Origin of the sequence: Candidatus Lernaella stagnicola, assembly GCA_030765525.1 — a bacterium.
GTDB lineage: Bacteria > Lernaellota > Lernaellaia > Lernaellales > Lernaellaceae > Lernaella > Lernaella stagnicola.
Genome location: JAVCCK010000043.1, coordinates 1 through 12,874, shown reverse-complemented (window position 1 = coordinate 12,874; position 12,874 = coordinate 1). Strand labels below are relative to the sequence as shown.

The 12,874-nt window shown below is 60.1% G+C and carries 11 protein-coding genes; 6 read left to right on the top strand and 5 right to left on the bottom strand.

What is annotated here, in order from left to right; translation table 11 throughout:
• On the bottom strand, positions 1-1,032 hold a 1,032-nt coding region (locus P9L99_20600), incomplete at its 3' end, for an MBL fold metallo-hydrolase (protein MDP8225772.1).
• A gap of 204 nt (positions 1,033-1,236) precedes the next feature.
• Between P9L99_20600 and P9L99_20595 the strand changes: the two genes are divergently transcribed.
• Together P9L99_20595 and P9L99_20590 are read left to right on the top strand one after the other, a co-directional pair.
• Positions 1,237-2,727: a transglutaminase-like domain-containing protein gene (locus P9L99_20595; protein ID MDP8225771.1), complete on the top strand. Its 1,491-nt coding sequence runs from the start codon at positions 1,237-1,239 to the stop codon at positions 2,725-2,727.
• Positions 2,724-3,482, top strand: a complete 759-nt coding sequence (locus P9L99_20590) for an ABC transporter ATP-binding protein (protein MDP8225770.1) — start codon at positions 2,724-2,726, stop codon at positions 3,480-3,482. Before P9L99_20595 ends, P9L99_20590 begins: the two co-directional genes overlap by 4 nt.
• Positions 3,483-3,489: 7 nt before the next feature.
• Here P9L99_20590 and hutI read toward each other — a convergent pair whose 3' ends face one another.
• Positions 3,490-4,758, bottom strand: coding sequence for an imidazolonepropionase (gene hutI, locus P9L99_20585; GenBank protein MDP8225769.1), 1,269 nt, complete (start codon positions 4,756-4,758; stop codon positions 3,490-3,492).
• A gap of 185 nt (positions 4,759-4,943) precedes the next feature.
• Between hutI and P9L99_20580 the strand changes: the two genes are divergently transcribed.
• From P9L99_20580 to P9L99_20565, 4 genes are all read left to right on the top strand, one after another.
• Entirely contained in the window at positions 4,944-5,243 is a 300-nt protein-coding gene (locus tag P9L99_20580; protein MDP8225768.1) for a metalloregulator ArsR/SmtB family transcription factor, read from the top strand.
• Positions 5,230-5,547: a thioredoxin gene (trxA, locus tag P9L99_20575; GenBank protein MDP8225767.1), complete on the top strand. Its 318-nt coding sequence runs from the start codon at positions 5,230-5,232 to the stop codon at positions 5,545-5,547. The genes P9L99_20580 and trxA overlap by 14 nt, the downstream gene beginning before the upstream one ends.
• Positions 5,548-5,721: 174 nt before the next feature.
• Positions 5,722-7,233 (top strand): CDC27 family protein, encoded by a 1,512-nt coding sequence (locus P9L99_20570; GenBank protein ID MDP8225766.1) that lies wholly within the window; start codon positions 5,722-5,724, stop codon positions 7,231-7,233.
• 76 nt (positions 7,234-7,309) lie between these two features.
• Complete coding sequence (locus P9L99_20565; GenBank protein ID MDP8225765.1) at positions 7,310-7,765, top strand: hypothetical protein; 456 nt, start codon at positions 7,310-7,312, stop codon at positions 7,763-7,765.
• On the opposite strand, the gene P9L99_20560 is transcribed toward P9L99_20565, so the two are convergent.
• The 3 genes from P9L99_20560 to P9L99_20550 form a co-directional block, all read right to left on the bottom strand.
• A complete protein-coding gene (locus tag P9L99_20560) occupies positions 7,741-8,268 on the bottom strand; it encodes a zinc ribbon domain-containing protein (GenBank protein MDP8225764.1) in 528 nt (175 codons plus the stop codon). The two genes, P9L99_20565 and P9L99_20560, sit on opposite strands and share 25 nt — an antisense overlap.
• A 36-nt stretch (positions 8,269-8,304) precedes the next feature.
• Positions 8,305-11,409: a hypothetical protein gene (locus tag P9L99_20555; protein ID MDP8225763.1), complete on the bottom strand. Its 3,105-nt coding sequence runs from the start codon at positions 11,407-11,409 to the stop codon at positions 8,305-8,307.
• Between the two features lie 340 nt (positions 11,410-11,749).
• A complete protein-coding gene (locus P9L99_20550; protein MDP8225762.1) occupies positions 11,750-12,760 on the bottom strand; it encodes an MBL fold metallo-hydrolase in 1,011 nt (336 codons plus the stop codon).
• Positions 12,761-12,874 lie beyond the last annotated feature (114 nt).

Below are 12,874 nucleotides of genomic sequence, written 5' to 3'. Positions count from 1 at the left end.
GACAGTGATGTTCCCGTTTTTGATCAGGAACGTAACGTCGCCGTCTTCGGCGGTTTTGTAAATCGCCGCGCCGACATCTTCCCACTCTTGCACCACGTTGGCGTTCGGATGACCGTAAGGATTGTCGGTGCCGTAGGAAAAGACGGCGTACTCGGCTTGCACGAAACTCGGGAAATCCGACGACCGATCCGGGCTGCCGTGGTGCGGCACCTTGACGATCTCGGCTGCCAACGCCGCGCCGTATTCGTCGATCAACCCCTCCTGCGCCCCCTCGGTCACGTCGCCGGTCAACAGCGCGCCAACGGCCTCGCAATCAACGTACAACACGACACTGTCGGCGTTGTGGTCTTCGAATTCGGGCTGGTCGGCGTTGTAAACCTCCACGCTGCAGCCGTCGATCTCAAAATAGTCGCCGCGCTCCACCTCCACCATGGGGATGCTCAGTTCGTCGGCCAGGTCAACGACTTCCTGCCACGTCACCGTGTCTTTGTCGCGGCCGTTCCACCACAGTTCGCCCACGTCCACTCGCTCCATCAAGTCGTCCAAGCCGCCGACGTGGTCGGCGTCCGCGTGGCTGGCCACCATGACATCGATGGTGTCGAGGTTGATGGATTGCAGGTAGGGATACACCACCAAGCGGCCCATTTGGTTGCCGCCGGCGTCGATCAGCATCGTCGAGCCCTGCGGGAAACGCAGCAGTGCCGCATCGCCCTGGTCGACGTCGAAAAAGATCATCTCGATACCGTCGGGCGGGGTGTAGGTCGCGTCGTCATCGTCGTTGTCATCATCGTCATCCGCAGCGGTGTCGTCGTCGCCGGCGGTGTCGTCGTCATCGTCGTCGTTCGCGCCGCCCGGGCTGCCGTGCTCGCCCCAACCCCAATCATCTTCGTCGGAATAATCTTCGCCATCATCGGGCGTGCGGTCCTGGACCGTGTTGGATTCCTCGTTGCCCGCGGCGCAACCCGCGACCATCACGAGCAACGCGACGGCGATAAGGACCCACCACCAACGCCCTCGGACATGCTGTTTCACCCCGGCCTCCTTGCTCGCTCACGACCCTTCGCGGTCCATCTTTCCTGCGCCGCAAAGCGGCCAAAGATTACCACGCCCGCCGCATTTTACCAACTTCGCCCTGATTCGCGATGCCCGCCGGGCGCGCCCGGGCGGATCAGGGTTTGCGTGGAAATTGATTCGCCATTAACTTGAGGGTGTGGCTGGATTGCGAAAGGATGACGAATGAGCAAACCGCTGCGCGTTTTTTTTATTCTCGGATGGGTCGCGTTGCTGGCGGTGTTCGTGTATCGGCAGGTTCACCACACGACGTTGCCGCCGGGGATCGAGGTCGCCGCCGCCGCGCTGTCCGAAACCGAGGACGGCGAGCAGGAGTGGTTCGGCATCTACGCCCTGAGCCCGGACGGCACCAAGCAGAAGATCGGGTACGCCACCGTGCTGCGCACCGAAACGGCCACGGGCAAGAAGGCGGAAATCACGACCTACATGCGCCTGGCCATGCAGGGCGTCACGCAAGTCATGCGCACCGAGAGCACGTTTCTGACCGGCCCCGATTACCGGCTGCAATACGTCGATTTCGTCATGCGCTCCGACCGCCTCAAATTCAAGGTGATCGGCACGGTGCGCAACAACGCCATCGACCTGGAAATCGAAACCGCCGGCGGCACGCAAACCCAAATCGTCCCGCTTCCCGAAATTCCCGTCATGCCCGACGACATCGTCCAGTTCATGGTCGACAAAGGCGGGCTGCAGGTGGGCAACTCCGTGGAGCTACCCTTCTTCGACCCGATGACCCGCCGCTACGACACCGCCCATGTGCGCGTGGCCGAGCGCATCGAGCACCCCATGCCCGACGGCCCGCCGATCGTCGCGTTTCGCATCGTGACGAAAATGGCCGGCGCGGAATCAACCTCGATAGTCGATGAACAAGGCCGCACCTTGGAACAGAACATGGCCAACGTTTCCATGGTGCGCGAGCCGCGGCAAACGGCGTTGACCGAAAACTGGCGCGACAAGCCCGTCGACCTGCCCGAGGTGGCGCGCGTGGCCGTCCAACGCAAAATCCCCAACGCCCGTGAAGCCACGAAGCTCGCCGTACGGGTGAGCGGTGTCGACCTCGACGACCTGCCGATCGGCACGGGACGCCAAACGTACGAAAACGGCGTGCTGACCGTTACCGCGGCGCCGCCGCCGGCCAAGGGCGATTTCGTGATTCCGTACGAAGGCGACGACGAGGACATCGCCGTGTGGCTCAAGCCCGAGCCGCTGATCGAATCCCGCGACCCGGCGATTATCAAGAAGGCGCGCGAGATCGTGCCCGTGGCGGTCGACGCGGTGACCGCCGCGCGGGCCGTCGCGGATTGGGTTTACAAGAACCTGGAGAAACGCCCTCTCGTATCGATCACGAGCGCGAAGGACGTGCTGCTGATTCGCCGCGGCGATTGCAACGAACACGCTTCGCTGTTCACGGCGCTGGCGCGGGCGCTGGGCCTGCCGTCGCGGATCGAGGTCGGTCTGGTGTATCTCAACGGCGCGTTTTACTATCACGCGTGGAACAGCGTCTACGTCGGCCGATGGGTCTCCATCGACGCCACTTTCGGACAATTTCCCGCCGACGCCACGCACCTGCGCATCGTATCGGGCGGGCTGGACAAGCAAGTCGATCTTGTGCGCGTGATCGGCGCCATTGATCTTGAAATTCTGGAGGCGCAATGATCCTGACCGAGGACCTCACCAAGCACTACGGCAAACTCGTCGCCGTCAACCACGTCAACCTCGAGGTGCAACCCGGCGAAATTTTCGGCTTTCTGGGCCCCAACGGCGCGGGGAAGACCACGACCATCAAGATGCTGGTGGGCATGCTCAAGCCCACGACCGGCCGCATCACGATCGCGGGCGTCGACGCGGTGAAAAACGCGCTGGCCGCCAAAGCGGTCATCGGGTACATCCCCGACCGGCCGTATCTCTACGACAAACTGACGGCCATGGAATTTCTGCATTTCGTGGGCGGGCTGTTCTCCATGGACGGCGTGAACATCGACAAGCTCGGCGCCGAACTGCTGACCATGTTCGAGCTCGGTGAGTGGAGCGACGAGTTGGTCGAGAACTTTTCCCACGGCATGAAACAGCGCTTGATCATGTCGGCGGCGTTGCTGCACCGCCCCAAAGTGCTGATCATCGACGAACCCATGGTCGGCCTCGACCCGAAGGGCGCGCGGCTGGTCAAACGCATTTTCCGGCAATTGGCCGCGGCCGGGCGCACAGTGTTCATGTCGACGCACACGCTCGAAATCGCCGAAGAGGTGTGCGACCGCATCGCCATCATCAACAAGGGGCAGATCATCGCCGAGGGCACGATGGACGAACTGCGAAGCCCCGAGGCCGCCGTGGACAACCGCTTGGAATCCATCTTCCTGGATCTGACCGGCGGGTACGAAACCGCCGAGTTGGTCAGCGTACTCAAAGACTAAAAAAACGTTACGTAGCCAGCGGCGCGGCGTGCGTCGGCGGCGCTTGGTACAAGTGGCCCCCGGCCGCGACCAGGCGCAAGTCGCTCATCGCGAGGTGGTAGGGAATCGCGCGCACATCCGGCACCGCGAACAGCGCCGCGTCGGCCCGGTAGCCGGGCAGTAACGCGCCGAGCCGGTCGTGGGCGAGCAGTGAACGCGCCGCGTTGTAGGTGACCGCCGCCAGGGCCTCGGGCACGCTCATCCCCAGGTGGGTGCAGGCCAAGGTCAGCACGAGCTGCTGGTTTTCCGTGTGGCTGGAGCCGGGGTTGGAATCGGTCGACAACGCCACGCGCACGCCCGCGTCGAGCAACGCGCGAGCCGGGGCGAAATTCGTTTGCCCCAAAAACAACGTCGTGGCCGGCAGCAACGTCGCCGTGACCCCGGCGTCGGCCAACGCGCGCCTACCCTGCTCGTCGATAGCCATCAAGTGATCGGCGCTGGCGGCACCGAGTTCGGCCGCGAGTTGAGCGCCCCCCAGCGACACGAATTCATCGGCGTGGATGCGCAGGGCCAGGCCCAGATCTTTCGCCTTTTGCAGAATGCGGCGACCCTGGGCGAGCGAGAAGAATCCTTCCTCGACAAACACATCGCAAAAATCGGCCAGGCTCTCGGCCACGACCGCCGGGAGCATTTCCTCGACGATCACATCCGTGAAGCCCTCGCTGTCGTCCGCGAATTCTTCGGGGATGGCGTGCGCGCCCAGAAACGTGGCGAAGACTTCCTGATCGCTCTGCGCCCCCGCGCGCCGAATCGCACGCAACATGCGCAGTTCGCCTTCGGTGTTCAGCGCGTAGCCGCTCTTGGCCTCCACGGTCGTTACGCCCAGTGCGAGCATGCGCGCCAGTCGCGACGCCGTCGCCTCGAACAACTCGTCTTCGCTCGCGCCGCGGCAATACCGCACGCTGGCCCGAATGCCGCCGCCCGCCCGGCTGATGTCCAAATACGTGGCACCCTCGGCCCGCATCGCGAACTCGTCATGCCGCAAGCCGACCCAGCACGGATGCGTGTGCGGATCGATCAATCCCGGTAACGCCACCAAGCCCGTGGCGTCCACGTGCCGCGCGTGATCGGTCGGCGCGTCGGCGGCCGGCCCCGCGTATACGATGCGGTCGTCCTCAAAGACCAACGCGGCGTTGTCGATTAGGCCCAAATCGTCCCACGTCACGCCGATGCCGTCTTTCTCGACGACCCCAGCCATGGTGGCCAATTGACGAAGCGGTGCGATCAAAGTGCGCATGAGCGGTCTCCCTCGAGAATTGCGGGCCAACGCTACCAACTCGGGCGGACGAGAACAAGTTGCCGCTCGGTCGCCTTGGGGATCGCGCGCCGACCGCCGGGATCAGGCGTAAAAAGAGCCGACTATGGGCTTGACATTCCGCGCAAGATATATATAATTATATCTATATGCGAATAGGTGAATGAATGAGCGATACGAAGGATTTTGCCGATACATTGAAACTCATGGGGAACCCGACCCGCCTGCGCATTCTGGCGGCGTTGGCCGACGGCAGTTGCCATGTCGGTCGAATATGCCGCCTTCTAAATCTGCCGCAGGCGACGGTCAGCCAGCATTTGGCGTTGTTACGCAACAGCGATATCGTGTCGGCGCGTCGTGACGGCGTGAAGGTATGTTACAGTTTGGACGACGCGCTTACCGAACAAATATTGAACTTGATACACAAAACCAAGGGAAAGCCAGGAGGAACGCATGCTCGAAGTTAATGACAACACGTTCGAGGCCGAAATTCTGCAGCACGAGGGCTTGTCGCTCGTCGATTTTTGGGCTCCGTGGTGCGCACCGTGCAAGATGGTCGGTCCGATCATGGAACAACTCGCCGCCGATTTCGACGGCCGGGTTAAAGTTTCGAAATTGAACGTGGACGAAGCGCCCCAGACGCCGGGCAAATACAGCATCCGCGGTATTCCGACCGTCATCTTGTTCAAAAACGGCGAAATGGTCGATCAGGTTGTCGGCGCCCGTCCGAAGGCTCATTTCGAGGAAATCCTCAATAAGCATCTAGGCTAAGATACCGCCGCTATTCGAACGATGATGACTCGTCCGGGGGCTTCGGCCTCCGGTCGAGTCGTATTCGTTCGATTACGGGCGACCCGCCGCGCCGCTTGCCAAAGCCACTGGTCTTTGCGACCATTCCCTCGCCAACGGAAACGCGCGTGAGGCGCAATTTCAAAGGGATACGGAATGCACGTGAGGCGAACGGCCATGCTGCTCGCGGTCGCGGCCGCGCTGGTCGCGTACCTGCTCGTGGCCGTGCCGTGTCTCGCCTCTTCTCAGTCCGCCGATCACCTGCAAGCCATCGCCGAGGATGCCTTCATCAAGGGCGACTACGCGCGCGCCTTTCGTTTTTTCGAATTGGCCTACGCCGCCGACCCTGAGCGCACCGACAACCTGCATCGCCAAGCCCTGTGCGCCGGGCACTTGGGCCAATGGGGCAAGGCGGAAGCGTTGCTGCGTGACGTGTTATCCAAATCCGAGGCGCGCCCGGAGGCGCATTTCGACTTCGGCCTGGCCTTGTATATGCAGGGGCAATACCGCGACGCCCTGAACGCCTTGGACCGCGCGGCCGAACTCGGCGTGGATCTACCGACGCTGGATTACTACCGCGGCGCGGCCTATTTCCGTCTCGGCGAATTCGAGCAGGCGCTCGCGCCGCTGTCCAGCGCTTCGCGCGCGCTACCGCAACGCAACGCCCACCTCGGCTACTACCTGGGCGGCACCGATCTCGCCCTGGGCGACTACGAGGCGGCCATCGAAAACCTGCAGCGTGCTTACGAACGCACCGAGCCCGGAGCGTTTCGCGATTTGATCGGGCGGTTGCTGATGGAGGCGGAGGAAAAACGGCGCCGACAACGGTGGTTTGAAATTCGATTCGATCTGGGCGGCGCCTACGATTCCAATGTGTTCTACGAACCCGAGGAATTCGAAATCGCCGACCGCGAAGGTTTTCTGGGCTACACCGACCTGGACATCGCCTTGTATCCCTATCGCCGCGACTGGGCGAGCATCGGCGTCGGCTATCGTTTCTACCAAAGCCTGCACGTGGACACGACCAAAGAACAGTTGCTGTCGGATTTCAACCTTACCTCGCACATGCCCCGTCTCGAAGCCATGCTGCGCATCGTCCCGGGGCGCGTGCCGGTGTATCTCGGTGGGGCGTACGAACGTTCCCGTCACTTCCTGGCCGGCGAGCATTACCAAGACGCCAACGTCTACACGCCGTACTTTACGATCTCCGAAACTCATTGGACCGCCACGCAACTCGGCGCGCGGCTGGAAACCAATCGCTTCAAGAAATTCAACGAACGCGACGCGTTTTACGCCGCCCCGGCTATCGCGCAGTTGTTCGCGTACGCCAAGGGCACGGGTCGCCTCTTTGTGGAAGCGAGTTACGAGCATAACGACGCCGATGCGGAGCAATACACCTACCGCGGTATCGGCGGCTATGTAGCCACGGATTTCACGCTCGTCGGGCCGCTGGATGTGCTGGCCGGGTGGCGCTATCGCTACCTCGACTACACCCAAAGCGAGGAAGGTCGCATCGACCGCAAGATGGTCATCGACGCCGCCCTGCGCGTACACGCCACGCGGTGGTTGGCTTTCGGCACCGGCTACCGGTTCCAGAACAACGTCAGCCTCGATCCCTTCAGCTACGAAAAGCACGTCTACTACCTGGAAACCAACATCGCCTTCTAGCGCGCGGCGGGGCTTTCTTGACCGCGTCGCACCGGCAACGCATCATTCCAAGAACATGCTTCGCCTTTGCTGCCGAATGCTGACGATTCTTTTTTACGTCGCGCTGACCGCGTCGCCGGCGGCCGCCGCTTCCTACCTGCCGCCGGAGTTGCGGGCCGACACCCCTCTTCCGACTACCGAGAATTGGCTGGACGAAGATGCCGTACCGGCCCACCACGAGTCTTCGCTTTGGCTGAAATCCTGGAATCCGCCGAGGGCGTTCGGCCCGACGGATAAACGCCCGGGGATCAGCTTGTGGGCGGTCGGCGGCGATCGGGTCGTGTTCGATTTGCGCTTGGGCATGAACAGGAAGTACGCGAGCAACGAGGAAAAGTTGCCGGCCGACGCGCAGGCCGCTTTCAATCAGCCGATCACGCGGCAGGTGGGCGCGCCGTCGCCCGATGAAGACGACGCCGGATCCGATATAACGCAATACGTGTCGGAATTACTCGCGTGGCACCGCTTCGTCTACTTTGTGGTTTTATTCGACTGATTCATGATTTCGCGTATCAGACCGCCCTCACTGAGCGGCCGCTTTTTCGCGCCCGCCAAGGAGCGCGCCAAGGACAAGCCGACAAAAATGAACGCCACGTTACTCACGTCGGCCGCACCGGCCAGCACATCCCAGTTGAAGGCGATTTGATACAAAATCAGCAGGATGCCGCCGCCGATGCCCACCACGCCGCCGATCAAACCGATGATGCCGCGCGTCCTTGGCTCGGGACCGCCGGAGACGCGAACCGCCAACCCGACCAGCACACCAATCAGGATGGCCGGCCAGCCGAAAAGCCGACCGGTAAGTGTCGTGAACCACGCCCACCCAATGGCCCCCGCTCCGGCGACGAATACCGCCACGACCAGCGCGATGGCGCCGCCGCCGGCGCTGGATTCAGGAACGATGGGGTAAGGTTCGAAGGCGAAGGCCGAGTCCTGAATGCAATGCGGGCATTCAATGCTGCCTTCCGGCAGCTTTTTGCCGCAACTGGGACACTTCACATGCGCCTCCGCATTGGATGTACTTCGCGCCGGCGGTTACAGGCCCCGATAAAACTCGGCCTCTTGCGCCAACCATTGCTGTAACAACTGCTCGGCCGGTGTTTGCACCAGGCTGCCGAACAGCCCGATCCAATCCTGGCCCGGACCGAATTTCTGGAAGGACTCCACGTTGAGCGTGAAGCCCTCGAAGCTCGGGATCGGGAACTCTTCCAGCACGCCCGAAAGCAGCAAGGGCAGCAAAGCCTGCACCAAGTTCGGCATCAGTTGCTCGAAGAGAGTTTCATTGGCGCGAATGCCTTCGAGGGTGTCGAACAGGTCGGTGTAGAGTTCGATGTCGCCGAACGCCAGGCTGATCGTCTGCTCTTCGCTTACGCTTAGCTCGGTGGGCATGTAGGCCGCCAAGGCCAGCTTGGCCCACGATTCATCCATCGAGGAAAACTCGAGCACGAAATCGCCGAGCTGAATTTCGGTGGTCAGGCTGCCGGCTTTTTGCGGATTGACGTTGAAGACCGGGGGCAACAGCGGCCGCATCTTGATGACGACTTCTTCGTTGAAGCCGTATTCCGCCCACAATCCCGGGAAGAACGCGCCCAGCCAGCCGGTCGTCAACTCGAAGTCTTCGATGCCGAACTGTTCCAGGGTTTCCTGATCCAGATTGAGGCTTAACATGCCGCTGCGGTGAACGGTGTGCAGGAACTGATTGAGTATGTCGTCGCCCAAGGCCACACCGAAGCCGTAAGGATTGGACGTCCCCGGTACGAACACGCCGAAGGTCGGCTCGCCGTTGTCGGTCAGCAGCGACCCCGGCAACTCCGGCACGTTCGGACTCGGCGTCCAACTACCGTCGTCATACCAAAGGTAAGCGTGCAGCCAGATATCACCGCCCGTATTGTCGAAATCCACCTCGCTGAAATCGGCGTACAGGTGATATTCAAAGCCCAACAAGCTCAGGTCGAAATGCAGGTCCAACCCCTGCAAGGCTAACTCGATCAGCGGCGGTACGATCTCGTTGATCGTGTCGCGGATCAAATCTTCGACAATCCCCAGCGCGAATCCGTTGGCCAATTCCTCGACCAGCCAACCCAAGATGTCGCCGAACAGGCTGCCGTTGATGTTGACGTTGATCGTCGAGATCGACACGGTCACGTTGTCGACCGTTACGTCCAGGTCGCCGCCCGACGCGGTCACGAGCAGGTCCATCGATACCGTGGCGTTGTCGACGGTGATCGTAAAGTACTCGGTGCTGCCGAACTTCTCCCCGGTCTCTTTGTCGAAGATGTCGTAATACAGGTACGCCTGGGCCTCGATGTTGGTCACGATGCCCGCCGCCCGGATGCCGCCGGTAAAGGGAGTCAGTTCGACATTAACCGGATCCAGCGACACGCCCGTTACTTCCGCCTGGCCCTCGAAAATATTAAAACCCCAAATCTCGTAGGACTCGTGGAAGATCTCCAGCGGGAACATACCGGCCAACTGCGCTTCGATTTCTTCCTGTACGTACAGCTCGGCGATTTCTTCCACGGAATCCAATCCGAGCTGATTCACCCGGGCGCCGATCGCTTTGTTGACGCCGTTGCCGTTTTGCAGGTAGGTCGGCGCGTACATCACCGAGAGCGTTGCGTGAACCGTGTTGCCCGAGTTGTCCTCGGCCGTGAAGACCAAGGTGTTGAGGCCGACTTCCAAGGTGACGGTTTCGGTGAAGCGTCCCAGGTCGTCGAAATACACATCCATGCCGTTGAGCGTGAACGATTCAATACTACCGTGCTCGTCGTAGACCGTGCCCGTGACGGTGATGTTGTTGGTCGCCGTGATGAATTGGCCGCGTTCCGGCGAAATCAGATCGATGATCGGCGCGAAGCTGTCGCTTACGTGCAGCACCGCCTGATCCTCGACGATTGAGCCTTGATGCGTCGCCCGCGCGTTGACCACGATGTCCGCCGAAACGTGCGGCGTGATTTCCATGCCGTCGATGTCCACACCCTGCGACGGAGTCGAGGTCAGCGTCACGTCATCGATTTCTGAAATCGGATTGTCCCAGCGGTCCACCACGTTCACCGCCGCGGTGCTGATTTCATCCACTTCGATTTCGTCCGGATCGAGCATGAGCATCACGTCGTGCGCCGAGCCCGGGCTGACCTGCAAGCGCACCGTGTCTTCCATCTCGGTGCCCCACGCGGTGCCGTGCACGGTCAGTTGCGCGGCAAGGTACACGGTGATCTCGTTGCCCTGCACTTCGCCCGAGTCTTCGGGCGTCAGCGTATACACGATCGCGTGATTGACCACGTTGTCGTTTTCATCGTAGGCCGTGCCGTTGCAGGTCGAGGTATCGCCCGCGTTCAAGTTTTTGGGCGTGCAATCGATCTCGACCCGCGCCACGTCGGAGGCCCCGGCGCCGACACTCACGCGCTTGGAATCGGAAACCGGCGTATCTTCAATGACCGTCGAGGCGATCACCCAAAACGTGCCGCCCTCCGCGAAGGTGAGGGTGCGTCCGGTGATCGTCACGCCGTTGGTCGGGTCGGTCGACAAGGTGACGTCCACCGATTCGGTGATCACGTTGCCGGCGGCGTCGAACACGTCCCACCCGGCCTGCAAGGATTGTCCCGGGTCGATGGTGTATTTGTTCAGGTTCAATTCGATGCGCCCGACGTAGCCCTCCAGCGTCGTTTCGAAACGCACCGATTCCTGCTCGAGGCTTTTGCTGTAATTGGCGCTGGCGGTCAGAATGTGCTCGCCCGCTTCGACGCCCTGAATCGTGCCGTAGAGGTCGGGCGATTCGTAGAACCACAAGCCCGATTCGGTGATATTGATGCTGAGATCATCCAGCGTGACGGCGGGATTGTCCGGCGAGCCGCCGAACTCGATGTGCACGGGCACGTCGGTCCCGACGATGATCTGATCCATGGTCGGCTTGTGAATGACAATGTAATCCGAACTTGGCGGACCGCTGTCGTCGTCACCGGAGTCGTCGTCACCTGCGGTGTCGTCGTCGTCGCCACCGGGGCCGACCGGGCCGGGCGTCGGTTCGTCCACCGATCCCGCGGCACCCGCTTCATCGCCACTGGAAGAACACGCCATGAAGGAGAAACCGAGAAATAAAATCAGAGCGGGCATGAGGAATATCGTTACCGTGCGGCGCATGAACCTATCTCCTTTGGCCCCCCAGGCCATATAAAAATCACTCTCCCTGACTTAGTTTACCACCAAGCGACCGGACGATTCAACCGATAGCGCCGCCAACGCGCCGAAAAACAATCACTTTTCCGGAGCCGGACCCCGTCGCAACTGCGCCCCGCGCCGAGCCGTGTATGTATGCGCTCAAGTAACGATTCACGTATTTTCTACATTTCGGCGCCTCAAAGCCGATTGTACACAACACACGACAAAAAGCTCTCAAATGTTTCCCCGGTCCTGAAATGCCGGGCGTATGGACGCTTTTCCACGCACAACTATTGTTTTATTTCACCTGTCGGCTTACGCGTCACACCGACTCGTCGTTGTCGTTACCGATGCAAAGCGCTGAAGGCGCACTACACTTAACAAACGCAAGGTGTTCTTCAGGACTCGGTACGGTCCCCTTTGGGTCGAGGAGAAAGATAACCGAGCCACCACAACACATTCCTCCTTCGCGACCCGCTGCAAATACGTGCGATAAGTGTTCATTCTCGCCGTTCGTCAATTCAGGGGCACACGATTTTGACAGTTGTGTGCAGACAATACGAGCGCCGGGTAATGTTTCCTTGACAGCTTTTATGACATTCTCTTTCGGATTATTATACTTCTTACGCCCATGCGATATCACTACTGTCTCCGATTGTGCTTCCTGGCATAGTCGCCTCGTTAACTTTGCCGCATCTCCACCAGAATCCCCGCCGCCATGATGTGGAATAACAACAACAGACGCCTGCATATTCTTCCCACGTTCTGTTAGATCATCTAATCCAATTGTGTCAATATCTGCTGCAAATAGAAACTCAGGTTTCTCTTTGTAAAAAAGCCTCAAGACCCCACTGAGCGAATTGCTGCTGATACGTCTATTTTTTTTGTCGTGGCCGCCAACGCCCCGCAGAGCCAAATACTTCGTCGGACCAACAATTTCCACGTTTACTTCACCCTGATCGTATTCATTTTTCTTATATTCTGACAAATCTATCCTTAGTTTAACTCTTCCCTCATCCGTCGCTTCTTGAATCGCGCGCGCTACCCCTTCCCAAAGGAACGTCTCCTTTGTCCCATCGGGATTCAGAACCAGTCTCCCAATTTTAATTTCCTTTTGCGCAAGAAGTTGTATAAGGCCGCCTGCATGATCGCTATCTGCGTGGGTAATAAACACAACCCCGATTTCTACTATTTTTAAACTTGTCAAAGCCTCGATTATGGCGGGGCCGGGTCCCAAATCGATTAGCGTTACCCCGTTCGTATCAACCAAAACCGCGCTGTTTCCATGTCCAACATCAAGAACAACAACATATGGAGGATTCAGCCCATCCATTAGAATTCCCAGCCACAAATAAATATTTCGTCTGAATCCTTGGCGCCGATGTTGGCCCAAGCGAAATACCATTTTCCAGGCGTAAGTTCGTCGCGCAGCTCTTCTGGCACGGAG